The 17,538-nt window shown below is 45.0% G+C and carries 21 protein-coding genes; 4 read left to right on the top strand and 17 right to left on the bottom strand.

The features are described 5' to 3' along the window. The 11 genes from DV872_RS05270 to DV872_RS05220 all read right to left on the bottom strand — a co-directional run bounded on the left by DV872_RS05270 (position 1) and on the right by DV872_RS05220 (position 8,383). Positions 1–600 carry a V-type ATP synthase subunit D gene (locus DV872_RS05270; protein WP_114628813.1) on the bottom strand — a complete coding sequence of 200 codons (600 nt, stop codon included), beginning with the start codon at positions 598–600 and terminating at the stop codon, positions 1–3. Then, positions 601–1,902 (bottom strand): V-type ATP synthase subunit B, encoded by a 1,302-nt coding sequence (locus DV872_RS05265; protein ID WP_114628812.1) that lies wholly within the window; start codon positions 1,900–1,902, stop codon positions 601–603. It abuts the gene before it with no gap. A gap of 8 nt (positions 1,903–1,910) precedes the next feature. Beyond that, a complete protein-coding gene (locus tag DV872_RS05260; RefSeq protein ID WP_114628811.1) occupies positions 1,911–3,674 on the bottom strand; it encodes a V-type ATP synthase subunit A in 1,764 nt (587 codons plus the stop codon). Beyond that, positions 3,671–4,231 (bottom strand): DUF2764 family protein, encoded by a 561-nt coding sequence (locus tag DV872_RS05255; RefSeq protein ID WP_158546843.1) that lies wholly within the window; start codon positions 4,229–4,231, stop codon positions 3,671–3,673. The genes DV872_RS05260 and DV872_RS05255 overlap by 4 nt, the downstream gene beginning before the upstream one ends. An 11-nt stretch (positions 4,232–4,242) precedes the next feature. Continuing rightward, positions 4,243–4,842, bottom strand: a complete 600-nt coding sequence (locus DV872_RS05250; protein WP_114628809.1) for a V-type ATP synthase subunit E — start codon at positions 4,840–4,842, stop codon at positions 4,243–4,245. A gap of 15 nt (positions 4,843–4,857) precedes the next feature. Then, positions 4,858–5,208 (bottom strand): hypothetical protein, encoded by a 351-nt coding sequence (locus tag DV872_RS05245; RefSeq protein ID WP_114628808.1) that lies wholly within the window; start codon positions 5,206–5,208, stop codon positions 4,858–4,860. Between the two features lie 51 nt (positions 5,209–5,259). Then, positions 5,260–5,658: a hypothetical protein gene (locus DV872_RS05240; RefSeq protein ID WP_114628807.1), complete on the bottom strand. Its 399-nt coding sequence runs from the start codon at positions 5,656–5,658 to the stop codon at positions 5,260–5,262. A 1-nt stretch (position 5,659) separates the two neighbouring features. Next, complete coding sequence (locus DV872_RS05235; RefSeq protein ID WP_114628806.1) at positions 5,660–6,262, bottom strand: hypothetical protein; 603 nt, start codon at positions 6,260–6,262, stop codon at positions 5,660–5,662. Between the two features lie 98 nt (positions 6,263–6,360). Continuing rightward, a complete protein-coding gene (gene rsgA, locus DV872_RS05230) occupies positions 6,361–7,287 on the bottom strand; it encodes a ribosome small subunit-dependent GTPase A (RefSeq protein WP_114628805.1) in 927 nt (308 codons plus the stop codon). Next, positions 7,284–8,105 (bottom strand): glutamate racemase, encoded by an 822-nt coding sequence (gene murI, locus DV872_RS05225; protein WP_114628804.1) that lies wholly within the window; start codon positions 8,103–8,105, stop codon positions 7,284–7,286. The genes rsgA and murI overlap by 4 nt, the downstream gene beginning before the upstream one ends. Beyond that, the gene (locus DV872_RS05220; RefSeq protein ID WP_114628803.1) at positions 8,105–8,383 is read right to left on the bottom strand and encodes a hypothetical protein; all 279 of its coding nucleotides are present in this window, start codon (positions 8,381–8,383) and stop codon (positions 8,105–8,107) included. The genes murI and DV872_RS05220 overlap by 1 nt, the downstream gene beginning before the upstream one ends. 52 nt (positions 8,384–8,435) lie before the next feature. On the opposite strand from DV872_RS05220, the gene DV872_RS05215 reads away from it, so the two are divergent. Beyond that, positions 8,436–9,026 (top strand): pentapeptide repeat-containing protein, encoded by a 591-nt coding sequence (locus DV872_RS05215; protein WP_114628802.1) that lies wholly within the window; start codon positions 8,436–8,438, stop codon positions 9,024–9,026. Then, the gene (locus tag DV872_RS05210) at positions 9,023–9,592 is read left to right on the top strand and encodes an MBL fold metallo-hydrolase (protein WP_114628801.1); all 570 of its coding nucleotides are present in this window, start codon (positions 9,023–9,025) and stop codon (positions 9,590–9,592) included. The genes DV872_RS05215 and DV872_RS05210 overlap by 4 nt, the downstream gene beginning before the upstream one ends. A 27-nt stretch (positions 9,593–9,619) precedes the next feature. Here the strand turns inward: DV872_RS05210 and DV872_RS05205 are convergent, their stop codons facing one another. The 6 genes from DV872_RS05205 to DV872_RS05180 all read right to left on the bottom strand — a co-directional run bounded on the left by DV872_RS05205 (position 9,620) and on the right by DV872_RS05180 (position 15,412). Further along, positions 9,620–10,549, bottom strand: coding sequence for an RluA family pseudouridine synthase (locus tag DV872_RS05205; protein WP_114628800.1), 930 nt, complete (start codon positions 10,547–10,549; stop codon positions 9,620–9,622). Further along, entirely contained in the window at positions 10,546–11,049 is a 504-nt protein-coding gene (locus tag DV872_RS26360; protein ID WP_147283104.1) for a hypothetical protein, read from the bottom strand. The genes DV872_RS05205 and DV872_RS26360 overlap by 4 nt, the downstream gene beginning before the upstream one ends. Beyond that, entirely contained in the window at positions 10,983–11,678 is a 696-nt protein-coding gene (locus tag DV872_RS05195) for a YggS family pyridoxal phosphate-dependent enzyme (protein ID WP_114628798.1), read from the bottom strand. The genes DV872_RS26360 and DV872_RS05195 overlap by 67 nt, the downstream gene beginning before the upstream one ends. Positions 11,679–11,730: 52 nt before the next feature. Next, a complete protein-coding gene (locus tag DV872_RS05190; RefSeq protein WP_114628797.1) occupies positions 11,731–12,138 on the bottom strand; it encodes a hypothetical protein in 408 nt (135 codons plus the stop codon). Further along, positions 12,138–14,126, bottom strand: a complete 1,989-nt coding sequence (gene uvrB, locus DV872_RS05185) for an excinuclease ABC subunit UvrB (protein ID WP_114628796.1) — start codon at positions 14,124–14,126, stop codon at positions 12,138–12,140. The genes DV872_RS05190 and uvrB overlap by 1 nt, the downstream gene beginning before the upstream one ends. A gap of 68 nt (positions 14,127–14,194) precedes the next feature. Beyond that, positions 14,195–15,412 (bottom strand): S1C family serine protease, encoded by a 1,218-nt coding sequence (locus DV872_RS05180; RefSeq protein ID WP_114628795.1) that lies wholly within the window; start codon positions 15,410–15,412, stop codon positions 14,195–14,197. A gap of 178 nt (positions 15,413–15,590) precedes the next feature. Between DV872_RS05180 and DV872_RS05175 the strand changes: the two genes are divergently transcribed. After that, the gene (locus DV872_RS05175; RefSeq protein WP_147283103.1) at positions 15,591–16,139 is read left to right on the top strand and encodes a hypothetical protein; all 549 of its coding nucleotides are present in this window, start codon (positions 15,591–15,593) and stop codon (positions 16,137–16,139) included. 45 nt (positions 16,140–16,184) lie between these two features. After that, positions 16,185–17,534 (top strand): Gfo/Idh/MocA family protein, encoded by a 1,350-nt coding sequence (locus DV872_RS05170; protein WP_114628793.1) that lies wholly within the window; start codon positions 16,185–16,187, stop codon positions 17,532–17,534. Positions 17,535–17,538: the final 4 nt, after the last annotated feature.

Here is a 17,538-nt window from a genome sequence, read left to right as displayed (position 1 = left end):
TCAGCCTGCCTTCACCATTTTTTTCTTGGACATCTTACCCCGGACAACAGCAGCAGTCTGCTGGTCTCCCAGATAAACACCAATCTTCTTGATATTCTCCCTGGCTTCGGGAATCTTCACCTTTTCAAAGAGGTTAACCCTCTGTGTCGTGGTACGAAGCTCCTGAGCCAGGCGCTTAATCTGTTCTTCCAGAACCTTGAATTCAAGATCAAGAAGAATGATCTGTTTTACTTTCTCAACTGCCTTATCAACCCAGAGAGGCATTTCAAAGAGATTGTAGGAAACAGGATGGAATTCGGCACCTTCGAACACAGGGATTTCCACCCCTGCAATATTTCCGCTGGCCGTATTCACATATTTTACCTTGATCAGTGTTCCGTCCAGGCCGACATCTTCACCGAAGACGCCGATCCATTTCCGAAAATCAGTGTTCAGGGCTTCCTGTTTCTGACGAACCTCAGCTTCCCGGATCTCCACATTACGGATCTCTATCTGCAGCTGCTGTTTTTTAAGAATGAGGGTCGGCAGATAGCGGCTGTACATTTTCAGCTCATCTTTCTGCTTCTTCTGCTCATTCTTTGTCAGTTTAATTTTAGCCATTTAAACTCTCTCTACGGGCCAGAACTTATCGATCAGGGATGACTTCAGTCCTGTTTCTTCAGAACTGAAACACTCTGCCATTATGGACCAGCCGTTATCGAGGGCTTTCTCCAGGGGTGTGTTTACTGTAAGATCCATCATTTCGGCCTCGAAACGTGCTCCATATTTCAGTAATTTTGTATCCCATTCTGACATATTGAATCCCATGGACTGTTTCTCCAGTGATTCTTTATATGAGGCATAGAGTTTAATCATACCATCCATCAGGGCTCTATGGTCCTCTCTGGTTTTATCATTTACCTGCTGTTTCAGACGTGATAGTGAACCGAAAGGCTCGATACGTCCGTTTTTCAGATAATACTGACCTTCTGTAATATATCCTGTGTTATCAGGAACCGGGTGAGTTACATCGTCACCGGGCATTGTTGTAACACCCAGAATTGTAATGGAACCTGAACCGGCAATATCAACAGCCTTTTCATAACGGGAAGCCAGCTGAGAGTAGAGGTCACCTGGGTAACCTCGGTTAGAAGGTACCTGTTCCTGAGTAATGGCAATCTCTTTCATGGCATCGGCGAAGTTGGTCATGTCTGTAAGGAGAACAAGAACCTTTTTACCCTGAAGGGCGAACTTTTCGGCTACTGCCAGAGATACATCGGGAACCTGAAGACACTCTACGATGGGGTCGGCTGCGGTATGAACAAACATGATGGTTCTGCTAAGAGCCCCTCCCTCTTCCAGAGTATCCTTAAAGAAGAGGTAGTCATCGTATTTCAGTCCCATACCACCGAGGATGATCATATCAACTTCGGCCTGCATGGCGATTCTTGCCAGCAGGTCATTGTAGGGTTCACCGGAAACTGAGAAAATAGGCAGTTTCTGGCTCTCTACAAGAGTATTGAAAAGGTCAATCATAGGAATACCTGTTCGAATCATGTTCTTGGGAATGATCCTGTTAGCAGGGTTGAATGAAGGACCACCAATGGGAATCATATTCTCATTCAGTGTTGGTCCGTTATCTCTGGGTTCTCCGGAACCACTGAAAATTCTTCCCAGAAGGTTATCCGAAAAGGAGACCTGCATGGGATGACCGAGGAAACGTACTTCGTCTCCGGTTGAAATACCACGACCACCGGCAAAAACCTGGAGCGACACATTGTCATCAGCCAGTTTAATAACTTCTGCCAGAGAATCTCCATAAGTTGTGGAGATTTCAGCCAGGTCTCCGTACTTTGCTCCGTCGGCTTTAACGGTAATTACGTTTCCGACGATTGAATCAATTTTACTGTAAACTTTTCTCATCTTATCCCTCAGTACTTAGCCATCAGAGCGGCGGCATTTTCATCAACACGGATTTTCTTATCTGCAATGAAGCTTTTAATCTCAGCTTCCAGTTTTACAAATCCCTCGCACTGCCATTCAGAACCGTTGTAGTCCAGAATAAGCTGTCTCAGCTGGTTGAACCAGCTACGTGCTTCGTCCTTGCTGCTAAGGTCCAGCTCGGCGGTGAGGATTTCCATCATCAGATTAAAAACATGTTTCTGTCTTTCCGGCGATACTGCTGCATCGACGGGGTCAAAAGAGTTCTGCTGGAAGTAAGCGGCATCCAGGAGCTCACCCTTCTGGAACTGTATAAAGTCCTGCAGGGATGTTCCTTCTTCACCGACGACCTTCATCATTGATTCGATCTCATTGGCCCTGAACAGGATACTGTAGGCATAGTCTGTCTGATGGGGATCAATGATACCGCTGTATTTACTCCATGAATCAATGGGGTGAATGGCAGGATATTTACGGGCATCTGAACGTTCTCTTGAGAGACCATGGAAGGCTCCAACTACCTTCAGAGTAGCCTGAGTTACAGGTTCTTCAAAGTTACCACCCGCCGGGGATACGGTTCCACCAATTGTTACAGAACCTTTTCTTCCGTCTTTCAGTCTAACAAGACCGGCTCTTTCATAGAAACCGGCAATTGTAGATTCCAGATATGCGGGAAATGCTTCTTCCCCGGGAATCTCTTCCAGACGTCCTGACATCTCTCTCATAGCCTGAGCCCATCTTGAAGTGGAGTCTGCCAGAAGCAGTACGTCCAGTCCCATCTGTCTATAGTATTCAGCCAGTGTTACAGCTGTATATACTGAAGCTTCACGGGAAGCCACAGGCATTGATGATGTATTACAGATAATGATGGTTCTTTCCATCAGGGAACGGCCTGTCTTAGGGTCCAGGAGTTCAGGGAACTCTTTGAGAGTCTCAACAACCTCACCGGCACGCTCACCACAGGCGGCAACAATTACAATATCCACATCTGCAAACTTGGATGTGATCTGCTGCAGGACTGTTTTACCGGCTCCGAAGGGACCGGGAATACAGTATGTACCACCCTTGGCAACAGGAAGAAAAGTATCGATCAGACGAACCTGTGTAACCATGGGTTCAACGGGTTTCAGTCTTTCCGCATAACAGTTGACCGCTTTTTTTACGGGCCACTGAAAACTCATAGTAAGAGGAATAACATTTCCTTTGGAGTCTTCAATCTCTGCAACAGTGTCGGAGAGCTTGTAATTACCCTTGGGCTTTACGCTTTTAACCTTATATGTATCCAGAAGGGAGAAAGGTACCATGATCTGGTGTGTGAAAGATCCTTCAGGAACAGATCCGATTGTATCAGCCTTGGCAACCGTATCACCGGGATTGACTGAGGGTGTGAAATCCCACTTTTTCTCCTTACTCAGAGGATCAAGGTAAAATCCTCGTTCCAGGAAGTGTCCGGCCGCTTTTGCCAGTTCGGGAAGGGGGTTCTGCAGACCGTCATAAACCTGTCCCAGAAGTCCTGGTCCCAGTTCTACAGCCAGAAGCTCTTTGGAGAACTCTACAGGATCTCCAATGCCGATTCCCTTAGTAATTTCGAAAACCTGCATCTGAACCCGGTCTCCGTTTACACGGATAATTTCGGATTTGAGCTTTTTCCCTTCGGTTAATACATAACCTACTTCGTTCAACTGAACGGTTCCGGCAACCTCTACGGTTACCATATTTCCATTAACACCAACTACTTTACCACTGCTTTTCATGCTTGTTCTCCAACTGCAACATCATCTATTCCGGAGAGGATATTTTTGTAGATTTCCTGATATCGGGCATATCCAGTCTCTTCGTTAAAGCAGCGTTTTCTCTCCAGAATCTGCAGCTGCAATGAAAAAAGAACCAGAAATTCAAGGTCAAAAAAATGACCGACCTTCAGGCTTTCAATATATTCCCATCGACCCTTGTTCAGGGCGTTTTCTGCGGCCAGAGGAGACTCTTCCTTGAATGCGGCAGCTGCGAGAGCTGCCGTATCTGAGAAGTGTTCTCCAGGAACGGTATAATCATCCGCCTCCAGCCCCAGGGCTCCGGATCTAAGGGCAACAAGCTCATTTCTGAGACTGATCTCCCATCTCCGGTATTGTTCGGCTATGCCGGGGAATTCCTTTTCTGTTTCAGGATTAATCAGGGAAGATCGGAGAATATCCCACTCCGCAGGTTTCAGCCATTTACGGCAATCTTCCAGATAATCACTGTGCTTCAAATCCACAGGCTCCTCATACTGGAGCAGAGGAAGTGAAGCCACTGTATAATAGAACTGACCCAAAATGGACTCCTTTATTTTTCCAGTATGCTCATGAGTCCGGGATTCAGATACTTGGACAGCAGTTCCATGAGTTCCTTGTCTGAAAAATCATAAAAGGCGCGACCGTCTTTTACAGAGATTCTGAAACCGGCATCAAGATCGGCAAAGGGTTTAATTTCAAGTCCCTTATCAATCTTGCCTTTAAGTGTTGATTTAAGCTGAGATTCCATGGCTTTCAGGGTTTCGGGAGCAACAAGAACAGTAAGATCTTTTGCTTCTTCATCTTTCCAGGAAGTAAGAACAGAAACGATACAGTCTTTCAGGCTGTCACCTTTAAGAACTTCAGCAGTACCTGCCTGAATAATTCTGTCGAACAGTTCTTCAACATCTTTTTTAACACTGAGGAGCAGATCCCTTCCGGACTGTTTCAATGCTTCTTTTCCGGCCTGTTCCATACGGGAGGCCTCATTCTGAGCCTGTGATTTAATTTCCGCAGCCTCTTTTTCGGCAGCTTCTATAAGAGAAGCAGCTTTCTTTTCAGCTTCGCTGATAATGCGGGAAGAATTCTCTTCTGCATTTTTTACGCCGTCATTCTTGATCTTTTCAATAAGTTCCTTTACCTGAACATCCATGCGATTCTAACCTCTTTAATAGATATATTTTACCACTTTCTGCAGTTTACGCTCCGCCAGAAGAAAAACAGCTTGAGGAAACTGATTAACTTTGACAAAGTTCTTCAGAAAGACACTTAGACCCTCTATAAATGAATCCTTGTCCGGATAGTCATCCAGAGGAAACTTATCCAATTCAGGAACAAGCTTCTCAAGACAATGGATTTCTCTTTCCAGGAGAGCTTCGTTCTCCTGCTGTACATAATGTGTGATTTCCCGGCTCTGATACCGATCTCTATAAATATCGACCAGCAAGGCAATGTCTGTGCTTGTTTCTTCAAGCTCAACACGAAAGATCTTAATAAAAAGCTTTTTATTATCAGACAAAGGTATATCCCCCTCTTTAGAAAAAAACTGAATATGATATTAAAAAATATGCTATAAGGAGCCTAAATTCAAATCGCCCCATATTTTAATCATATTCCCATCCATACCAATGTCCAGTATTCTTTCAGGAAATTCACGTTTTAATTCATTTTTAAACTTGATCAGGACAATGTCCTGTATCTCTTTTTTAATATTTTTGTCCACATCATCCAGTGTTGACATCTCAATCTCGACCAGATAACCCCGGCCGGTTTCGCTGGTATAGCCCGGTGTAAACAAGGTCTGAACATTAAACAGACCGTCCATTTCCGGATTGGCTGTCATCCCTCTTTCAGGCCGATTGGGCCTTAAGGGATACATACCGCCGTAATGTTCTTCCAGCCAGTAATCTATACGGTCACAGATACCCTTTAGCTTTCTATCCCACTCAATTGTTTTAGGATGGTACATTCTACCATTCCAGGGTCCATATAAAACCACTCTGTCTGTATACGTCAGGCAGAGATATTTCATATGTTACAGTTCTTCCGTTTACAGCTCCATAGCTGCTGTTTATTACATTACGGGGAAAACTAAATTCAAAGCTGAGGGTATCATCGACAAATACAGAATCCAGAATGGACTGGGTATCACTGCTGACAGCTGCCTCGGCTTCGTAAATTTTCAATACTAAAGTATCCAAGTTTCCGCTGCTGCTGAACTCAATAGGAAAGCCCAGAAAACTGCTTAGATCATTAAGACTTTCATAGTTTACTTCTGTCTCAATATAGACATAATCACTGTCTTCTGTTTCAGAAAAAGAACGGAGTGTGATACCGGGAGCCTGGGCAGTCATTTCATCAAAATCATTCCGACTGAGAGGAAGGGGGATAAGATTACTGCTGTTAATTGAATCTTTCTGTATGCCTATTGCCTTTTTATTCAGTCTGTATTCAAGACTGAGACTACCGGCACCAGAATTTTGATGAGAGAGTCCGCTGGTAAGACTGAGACATGATGAGAGAAATAAACTCAATAAAAAAAGTATGAAAAGCCGTAGTAATTTTGATTTCATATTCAATTCCTTCTCATATATCATAAAAAACATCTGCTATTCAACTGTCAATAAAAACAGATAAGCTCTACATCCACTTCAAAAGCAGACATGAGATTTCAATATTTCTGTTCATTATCCATGAGTTCAGTCATCATTCTGGAATAGCTTTCATAGCGGTCGGGATTAATAATATTTTCCTCGACAGCTTTCTTCACTGAACAACCCGGTTCCTGCAGATGGCGGCATCCCTTAAAGGTGCAGTCCTCCTCCAGATCCTGAAAATCAGGGAACCAGTGGGACAGATCGGGACTCTCGATTCCCCATAAAAGAAGATCTCGAATTCCCGGTGTATCGATAATATATCCTGATTCATCGGCATGAGGAATCATTATTGCAAAGTTTGTTGTGTGTTTACCCCTGCACATTTTTTCAGAAACTTCAGCTGTCCGCTGATCGGCTCCGGGAATAAGAAGATTCAGTATGGTGGATTTTCCAACACCCGACTGTCCGGCAAAACCGATTGTCTTCCCTTTTATCTCCTCTTTAAGAGAATCTATTCCCTCTCCTGTTTCACAGGAGGTATAAAATACCGGAATGCCCATGGTCTTGAAATCCTCAAGACGGGTCTGAACCCAGTCAGGAATATTCTGATCGCATTTATTCAAAATAATGCCGACATCAAGGTGTCCCTGTTCTGCAAGAATCAGAGCCCTGTCAATAAAACGCGGTCTGAAGGGGGGAGATTCTGGAGACACTATGCAGTAGAGGGTTTCCATATTGACCGCAAGGGTCTGAAGAGCACGCCCCTTCTTGTTCCAGCGGGCGAAATAATTTGTCCTGTCATAACGGCTCAGAAGAAGGGCTCTATGTTCCTCCCCTTCTATAACATCAAACTCCACAAGATCACCTGCAGACAGGGGATTATAGAAGCGAGTCTCAAAATCCATCTTCTTACCCTTGATCCGGCACTCTCTCTGAATGCCGTCTTCCAGACCTTTGACAGTAAAAATATTATTGATCCCCCAGAGAACCAGTCCTTTCATTCAATCTCCTCTAATGCCGCGAAGTCGAGGCCGTAGCGCCGGGCGGCTGCCTTATAGACATCTACATTATAGCCTGTTCCTGTAATATGAAAAACACCCGTCCCCGTCTCTGTTTTAACAGGGGCCGGCACAGAGGAATCTGCAGCTGACTCAATGGTATCAAGGAGAGAGAGTATCCGCCTCCCTACTCCTTCAGTAGAATCCACAATATTGACTGATGAGGGAAGCCAGCGCTCCAACCAGGGTCTTAGAAGGATAAAGTGGGTACAGCCCAGGACAAGAGTGCTCCAGCCATGGGTCTCAATATGTATGAGATAAGGTTCCAGAATTGAAAATATGGCCTCATCATCAGTTACAAAAAAACGGTTTTCAATAAAATCCACCAGATCCGGGGCTCCCAGAGTCTCTACATCCTGATCAAGGGCGAACTGTCTGATGAGAGCCTGGAGGTATTCTCCCTTTACTGTTCTTTCTGTCGCCAGAACACCGATCACACCATCTCCGTTATTCTCGGCAGCAGGTTTGACCGCAGGAACCACTCCCACAAAGGGGACAGTAAAGCGATTCCGCAGAACATCCAGTGAGGTGACAGATGCCGTATTACAGGCAATAACCATCAGTTCCGGATTGTATCTGTCAATAATATATCTGGAAATAGTTGTGAGTCTCTCTCTGAGAAACTCAGGGCTTCGCCCACCGTAAGGGAAACCGGCATTATCTGCCAGGTATATGATTTCATCATTGGGTCTTTTCCGGCGGATCCACTGAAGATAAGGAAGGCCTCCCAACCCGGAATCCATAAAGAAAAGAACTGACATCAGGAAAAAAGGTCCTCTAGATTATTGCGTGCTTCCGCAGCCTTCTCGGCACCCTTTCCCGATCCGCCCTTTCCTGAAGGTTCAAAATAATCACAGAAATTGGCCCGATTTTTATCACTCACCCGTTCAGCCTGAGGCTCACGGCACTGATTATTTGATTGTGGATTGTAATGAATACAGTTGAGACAGACCTTCAGATCTTTTCCGCATGAGGCACAAAGGGTGTTTCTATATATTTTTCCCGAACTTTCGGCTCCGCAGAAATAACATTTATTCATAATCGGATCTTAACCCCTTGTAAAAAAAAAGGCAATAAATTACAAATTTTATATGTTCAATCTAAAATTCTGTGTCTGGCCCGGTTGTAATGATCCAAAAAGTGAGGATTCCCGTCTCTGTAAAAAGCACAGAGGCGGCGCCTACAAAGAGGAAATAATCTCCTACCTTCAATCCCATGATGTAATCAGGGATCTAAAGGCTCCAGGTCTTAATTTTGAGAATCTGGATCTGAAGAACAAGCATTTTATCAACTGTTATTTCCACCATACACAGTGGGATAACTGCAGCTTTGACGGATCCCGTTTTCAAATGGTTTTCTTTGATGATTCAATTTTTAATTATACCAGTATGGAACACGTTGATATGATTCACTGCGTCTTTACTGAATCGGCTCTCCTTGAATCCAGCTGGAAGGGATCAGATCTTGTGTCGGTCAACTGGAACAGGATTAAATGCAGACATTGTAATTTCAGCGAGTCTGATCTCTACTATTCACGCTTTGTCGCCGCATCTCTCAAGGATGTAAAGTTTATCGACTGCAACTTGAAGAGAGTAGACTTCTGCCTGGCCCGTCTCAAAAGAGTCAGCATGCGCTATTCCAATGTGGAAGAAGCCTATTTTCAAACGGAGAACAGAGAATGAAGTTATATAATCATTTTGCCGCTGTGGGATTCAGCAACACATATCTTCTGGCAGCCGGAAACGAGGGAGATGCCATCCTTATCGACCCCGGAAAGATGGATGTCCCTCTGCTGAAGCTGATAGAGGATCATAACTACTATATCAAAGATATTCTCATTACCCACAGTCACTGGAACCACTACGGCGGAGTAAAAACACTGCTGAAACTATATGACGCCAGGCTCCATTCGGCTGTAGACGACCTGGACGGTACAGCCAGCAATGTGCTTGAAGGGGGAATTTACAATATGTCGGGACTCGATATCGAGGTCCTCCCCGTCCTGGGACACAGCGATGATTCATTGGTTTACAAGGTGGGAGGTTTCTTCTTTACAGGAGATATACTCTCAGCTGGAAGGACTGGTACAACTCCAGATCAGGTAAGCCGGGAGGTCCTATATCTGGAACTGGAGGAGAAAATATTTTCCAGAGATGACCATGGGATTTTGCTGCCGGGACACGGTCCGCCCACAACAATCAAGGCCGAGAGAAATCTTTTCAGAAAATATGAGAAAGAACTGGGCTGACCCCGGCCGTTATTGACCGGGTCCAGGTCAGCTTTTTTCCATCTGATCCAGATGGGCGATGACCTCATCAAAACGAGAAGGTCTGGGCGCCTCGAAATGACGCATTTCAGTCTCACCGGGAAGCACGATACCAAGTTTCCATGAATGGAGCATCAGGCCTACATCACCCATAATATTATCCTTACGGGCATAGATGCTGTCTCCCAGAATAGGACAGCCCATGGAGAGCATATGTACCCTGATCTGATGAGTTCTGCCTGTTTCGATCTTCAATTCCACCAGAGAGTAACGTTCCCAGGCTTTAAGCACCTTGTAGCGGGTAATTGCATTCTTCCCTTTTGTCTCATGAACTTTGAACTTCTTTCTGTTCTTCTCATCCCTGGTAATAAAGGTTTCAATATCCCCGGTACGCCGGGGAAGTCTCCCCTTAATGATGGCAAGATAGTATTTTTCTGTTGTTCTGTTTCTGAACTGCTCCGACAGAGTCTCCAGAGATTCAGGATTCTTTGCCGTAATAATCAACCCTGAGGTGTCTTTATCAAGGCGATGAACAATACCCGGCCTGAGAGGGTCATCCTCGAAATGATTTCCCAACTGCTGATTATAATAGAGAAGCCCCTGTACCAGGGTGCCACTGTAATTACCTGCACCGGGATGGACTACAATTCCCGGAGCCTTATTGAGAACCAGAACCTCATCGTTCTCATAGACGATATCCAGATCCATCTTCTCAGCCTTGTAGTCAGGTTCATCGGGAGTCTCCCAACTGATTTCCAGAAGATCTCCGTCTCTCAGCTTTTTGGAGAGTTTAATCTCCTTTCCACCCATAAAAGCCTGCAGTTTATGAGAATCAAACTGGCTGCGTTTCATTAATTCCAGACCGGAAATATATCTATCGGCCCTGACTGTTTCTCCCGTCGGGAGTTCTACTTTAATTTCTTTACTGTCTTTAGTCATTTTGTTTCTTCTTCTCCCGAAATTTGTTCCCCCGGGATTTCTGTATATTCCTGTTTTCGTTGTTTATTCTTCTTGATCTTCCCGATAATCAGATCCGCTGTTGCAATGGCCACAGAGATGGATGCAGAGGAAATAAGAAGGATTTTAATGTCATCCTGGCTTTTATCTGAATAGAGGGAAAAGTCTTCACTGCCATTTGTACTTATCAGATTCACTGTCTCATAAACAAGGGATGACAGTATATAGGTCAATGGAAAGGAACCGAACATGATTACTTCATAACGCCTTACATCATGAGCCCACTGAGGAAACTCAACATCCTGATAAGGGAGAGGTTCTTTCAGCGGTCCGTTAATCTCCTGCTCCTGGGCAAAGAGCCCCTGGCAAAAGAGGAACAGCAGAAATACTCCTGTAAGTCGTATTAAGATCTGCTTCAGAATCGACCTCCAAAGATTGCAGTACCCACTCTGATAAGCGTTGATCCTTCCTGTATGGCCCATTCAAAATCCGAAGACATCCCCATGGATAAACAGGAATAATCCTGATCCCGATAGAGGGACATTAATTTTTCCTGAAGGTTTCGGCACTGGGCAAATGCAGTGCGGACTTCGGTCTCATCAGATGTAAAAGGAGCTATTGTCATAAGCCCTTCCACCTTAAGGCTGCTCTGCTCTCTTAACCAGCCGGCAGCCTCAATGATCTCTTTTTCAGAACTGAATCCGGTTTTTCCACCTTCTTCAGCAGTCTTCAGCTGAATGAGAACTCTCATGACCTTATTACTTTTTTCACAGTTTACTGCAAGTTTCTTTGCAAGCTCAAAGGAGTCTACAGACTCAACACAGTCAAAAGCCGGAACGGCAATCTTTATCTTGTTGCTCTGCAGATGCCCTATCAGGTGAAGATCCGTATCATCGGGAAGCTGTGCGAATTTCTCGGCTGCTTCGGGTATTCGGTTCTCTCCAAAGAGACGCTGACCTGCATCATAGGCCTCCTGAATCAGTTCCAGGGGTTTTGTTTTACTGACGGCCATCAATTCGACCTCAGACGAGGCTCTGCCGGCACGTGCTGCAGCCTTCTCTATTGAATTCCGGATTTCATCCAGATTTTCTTTTATACTTGGGACACTCATAAAATTAACCTACCACAGCTTCCCTGAGTGGGAAAAGAGATTATTACCGGCTTTATTCAAGAAGCAGTCCCTTTGAAGCGGTTTCTGCTTTTTCCATGGTGGAATAACTGTCCAGAGAATTTTCTCTGACCCAGCCCTGAAATTTATCTTTCCGGATATTGTACCATATATTCTGATCTCGCTCTTCACGGATGTAATGAACTGATTCAATCTGAACAAGGTCACCCTGTCGGAGGGTTGTGACGATATGCTGATCATCCGCCGGTTCCCGGCAGATCTTCAGATAAGAGACATTCACTACACCCCAGCTGCTTGTTCCTTCCATGATATGGGTGGCAGGCATGGAGAAATCGGGTATTTCCTCTTCGGGGGTGCATGAAAAAATCAGCATGCTTAATATGAGTAGAAGAATGAGTTTCCTTATAATCTGCAGGTTCTGTATCTTGATTATTATCCGCATCAGGACTTTTCACCTTTAAGTTCGGCAATCTCGTCTCTGAGAACGGCTGCTTCTTCGAATTCCATATTTTTCGCCTTCTCCAGCATTTCCTTCTCCAGGGCTTTTATCAGTTTCTTCTTCTGTTTGGGATCAAGGAGGTTAACATTCTCCTTCATCACATGAACATTCATCTCCTCAGCTTTCTTCTTCCCATCCGTCCTGCGGATCAGTATATCCTGTACAGCCTTCGTTACCGAGGCTGGTGTTATGCCGTGATCGTCGTTGTATTTCTGCTGAATCTCACGGCGCCTGTTGGTTTCGGCAATGGCTTCTTTCATGGCATTTGATTCTTTATCGGCATACATGATGACCTGCCCCCGTACATTTCGGGAAGCACGGCCGATGATCTGAATCAGAGAGGTGGTAGAACGGAGAAAACCGACCTTATCTGCATCCATGATGGCAATTAGAGAGACTTCAGGGATATCAAGGCCTTCTCTTAAGAGATTGATTCCCACAAGAATATCAATTTTACCCAGACGGAGGTCCCGGATGATCTCTACACGCTCGATAGTCTCCACCTCGGAATGAAGATAGTTAACCTTCAGTCCCAGCTCTGAGAGATAGTCGGTCAGATCCTCGGCCATTCTTTTAGTCAGAGTTGTGATGAGGATTCTTTCGTTCTGATCAATTCTATTACGAATCTCACCATAGAGATCTTCTATCTGCCCCTCTGTAGGTCTTATCTCAACCTTGGGGTCCAGAAGTCCTGTAGGGCGGATAACCTGTTCAACGACCTGTGAGGATTTCTCTATCTCCTCCTTACCCGGTGTGGCGGAGACATAGAGCATCTGTTTCTTGAAATCTTCAAACTCAGAATAGATCAGAGGTCTGTTATCCAGAGCCGAGGGAAGCCTGAAACCAAAGTTTACAAGGTTTGTCTTTCTTGAACGGTCACCCTCATACATAGCCCTGATCTGTGACAGTGTGACATGGGATTCATCCACGATGGTCATAAAGTCAGGTGGAAAATAATCTAGAAGAACCTCAGGACGCTCCCCTGCTTCCCGACCCGAGAGTTGACGGGAATAATTCTCAATACCCGAGCAGTACCCCATCTCCTCCATCATCTCAAGATCATACTCTGTTCTGGTTTTAAGTCTCTGGGCCTCTACGATCTGTCCTCCTGCCTCAAAGAATTCAACCTGCTGAACCATCTCCTTACGGATGTCATCCAGGGTCTGGTGGATTCTGTCTTCGGGCATCACAAAGTGCTTGGCTGGATAGACTGTGCACATGGGCAGAACTTCCAGAATATCTCCCGATACTGGATTAAAGCGCTTGAGGCTCTCTATCTCATCCCAATTAAAGCTGACCCGGTAAGCTTCTTTCAGGTAGGCTGGATAGATCTCCATAACATCCCCGCGAACCCTGAATTTGCCACGCTCCAGAACCATATCATTTCTCTCATACTGGAGGGAGATCAGATTGCGGATAATATCATCCCGGTTGTAGCTCTCACCTCTGAGGAGCTGAACCCGCATATCTTTGTAGGAAGAAGGATTCCCCAGACCATAAATACAGGAAACAGTAGAGACTATAAGTACATCCTGTCGTTCCATAAGACTCATGGTGGCGGACAATCGCATCCTGTCAATCTCATCATTGATGGAAGAGTCTTTTTCAATATAGAGATCCCGGGAAGGCACATAAGCCTCGGGCTGATAGTAGTCGTAATAGGAGACAAAATATTCAACTGCATTATTCGGGAAGAAATCCGTGAATTCCCGGTACAACTGGGCTGCAAGAGTTTTATTGTGGGAGACAACAAGAGTGGGTTTCTGAATATTCTCAACAATTTTAGCCATTGTGAATGTTTTCCCGGAACCCGTAACACCTTTGAGGGTGGCTCTCTTCTCTCCGTTCAGGTAGGCCTGAGATAATTTATCTATAGCCTCAATCTGATCTCCCGCAGGTTCAAAGGGAGCTACAACCTTGAATTTTTCCATATTTCTCCGCGGCCTTTCGGCCTGTTTAGCATGCTTCAGTCTGAAGGCTTTGTAATCATTTTTTTTATTTACTGATTTGAAGGACGCTCTGACAGAACAAGCTGCATTGTTCTTAACTGTTTGTCTCTGAAAACTTCCACGTCTATTTTGTCACCGGGACTTGTTGCTTCAAGGGCTCCGTAAAAATCAGAAAGAGTATCAATTTTTTCACCATTTATTCCAGTGATGATATCACCACCAAGATAGATTACCGAATTGCCGCTTCTTACAGACTCACTGGATTTCCCACCCTTCAGACCGGACTCTTCCGCATTCCCGCCACTGATAACCCTGGAGACAAGAATCCCCTGGGAGATGGGCAATTTAGCATAACGGACCAGAGAAGGAAACAGCTGCACCGGAACAATATCAATCCAACCTCTCTGTACCATACCGTATTTCATAAGATCGGGAACAACCCGTCGTGCTGTATCCACAGGAATGGCAAAACCCACACCAACAGATCCGCCTGAGGGCGTATAGATCATGGTGTTGATTCCTATCATCTCTCCCTTTGTATTGATCAGAGGACCGCCCGAATTACCGGGGTTGATTGAAGCATCAGTCTGAATCATATCACGGATAACAAGACCCGACTGATTTTTAAGGGGACGACCCAGACCGGAAACAATCCCTGTGGTAAGTGTTCTATCAAAAGCAAAGGGATTACCAATGGCAATAACCTTCTGCCCCACTTTGAGCATATCTGAAGTTCCAAATGGGATAGTCACAAGATCTCTGTCGCCGGGATCAAATTTCAGAACAGAGAGATCATTCTCATAATCTGTTCCAATTACTTCTCCCTCATGCTGGGAACCGTCTGCCAGGGTTATATAAACCTTGTAGGCCTTATCCACAACATGATTATTGGTCAGCACAAAGCCTCTCTTATCTATGACAGACCCGGAACCTGAAGATCCCTCCTGAGGAATGGGTTCAAGAAACCAGTTATACCCCACAACTTCAGTGGTGACATTGACTACAGCCCGATTGTACTTTTCATAAATCCGGATATTGGTCAGTTCATCCTCGGAGTACGCTCCGCTGCTGACAACAGTTGATGCAATTGAGGGATTAAGCTGTGTTGAAATTATGCCTGTCTCTACAAATTCTTCACTCACCCCTTCGTCTCCGGAATCCGGTGCAAATGAAAAGGAGACAACTCCGAATCCGAACAATAATAGAAAGGCTACAAGAGCTGTTCCCAATGAGTAAAGAACCACCTGGTTCCTACTGTAAAGTTTCATAAATTAATGCGACCTCCGGTATATTAATAAAATACTGGAAAATTTAATCTTTTTCAAATATTCGGGCGAATTTGTTTCAGCTTTTGTATCAGGGACGTGCCCGACAGTCCGGCATCATATGCCGGGGTTCACAATCCCCTGTCCTGTGATTCCATTAACTGTTATTTTAATAATTACCATGATTATTTTACTTATCACTCTTTCACTGACACTTCTGACTCTGATACTCATACTGCTCTACAGTATGATATCCACTGTTGTTCCCATGCCATCATCCCGGAAGGAGAGGAAAACTGTTCTGCAATTACTAGAAGATTATTCTGAAGATCCCAGATTGAAGGGCTGTAAAACCATTGTTGAACTTGGTTCAGGCTGGGGTGGTGCTGCCCGGTCTCTATCCCGCACTTACCCGTCCCGAAACATTGAGGCAATAGAGCTCTCCCTTATCCCCTATATCTACAGTAGGTATATTTCGATTATTTCAGGATACACCAACATAAGCTATTCAAGAAATAATTTTCTAAAAAGAGAACTGAAGAACCGGGAAATCTATGTCTGCTATCTGTCGGGAGCTGTGATGAAAAAACTGCGCCGCCGATTTGAGACAGATCACCCCAAAGATTGTTTATTGATATCTATTGCCTTTGCCATGCCGGGGTGGACCCCTGTAAGGGTAGAATATGCAGGTTCCAAACTCTACGCCCCTGTTTATGTCTATGAAATCTGATAAAAAATAATTGCTAAATATCCCAATGAGTCTTAGCATATTGCCATGAGTAATACAGATTTAAAACCATACAGAATAATGCTGGCAGGAGCCGGAGATCGCGGACAGGGCTATATGAAGTGGATCAGACAGAATCCAGGTTCAATGGAACTTACTGCTCTTGCAGACCCCATCCCCTCAAGACGAGAGATTTTATCAGATAAACATAAACTTCCTGAATCACAGTGTTTTGAAGACTGGAAGGATATGCTGACTGCCGGAATAGAAGCTGATGCTGTTATTATTTCAACTCAGGATAATCAACACCTTGAACCTGCTCAGGCTTTTCTTGAAAAGGGTTACCATGTACTGCTTGAGAAACCCATGGCCGTGGATATTGATTCTATCAAAAAAATTCAGAAGGCTGCAGAAAAATCCGAAGGAACTCTGACTGTCTGTCATGTCCTTCGCTATGACCCTCTATTCAGAAAAATAAAGGACATCTGTGACTCAGGCAGCCTGGGAAAGATACAGTCCATGTATCACGCGGAGAATGTATCCTGGTATCACTATGTACACTCCTATGTCAGGGGGAACTGGAGAAACAGCAAGGAATCATCTCCCCTGATTCTCGCAAAGAGCTGTCACGATCTGGATCTTATTCAATGGATGATGCCCGGAAATGCAGCCTCTATATTGAGTACAGCACAAAGATCTGTATTTGTGGAGAATCTCGATAGACCTGAACGCTGCTCTCCTTCCTGCCCGGAGTACTCTTCCTGTAAGTTTGAAGCTGAAAAAACCTATCTATACGGAAGATCCATGAAACTGGCACTTTCCCGCCTCCCGGGCCTGTTTGGTTTAGCAGGTAAAGTAATGTACCACTATCCGGATTTATCACGGAACCTTCCGATATTAAAAAAATATCACTTCTGGAAAGACTGGCCCACAAGTACAATCAGTGATGACCTCAGCCCGGGGGGAGTCAGGAAGGCTCTGGAGACAGGTCCCTATGGCCGCTGTGTCTACCGCTGCGATAATGATCAGCCCGAGCACTGGGAAAGTATTATAGAATTTGATTCAGGAGCAAGTGCAGTATTTCGCCTCCATGGTATGAGCCGGGAGGAAGGCAGAACTCTCCGTATTGACGGTACAGAAGGAACCCTGGATGCCAAATTCGGCAATACACATGAGCTTAGTCTGACATTCCATGACGGCAGCCCCTCTGAAGCTTACAGTTTTGATTCAGGAGCTCTGGGGCACAGCGGTGCAGACTCTGCCCTCATGGATGACTGGTTCAATGTACTGAAAGGCTCCGATCCACAGTCTCCCGCATCAGTGTCTGCATTGAGTCACTATATGGCTTTTGCTGCCTGTGAGGCATGGGAGACCGGGAAGAAGGTTTCATTTGAGTGAAACC

Source organism: Oceanispirochaeta sp. M1 (genome assembly GCF_003346715.1).
Lineage (GTDB): Bacteria > Spirochaetota > Spirochaetia > DSM-2461 > DSM-2461 > Oceanispirochaeta.
The sequence above is the reverse complement of the archived record's forward strand: the minus strand, read 5'-3'. Positions and strand labels throughout refer to the sequence as shown.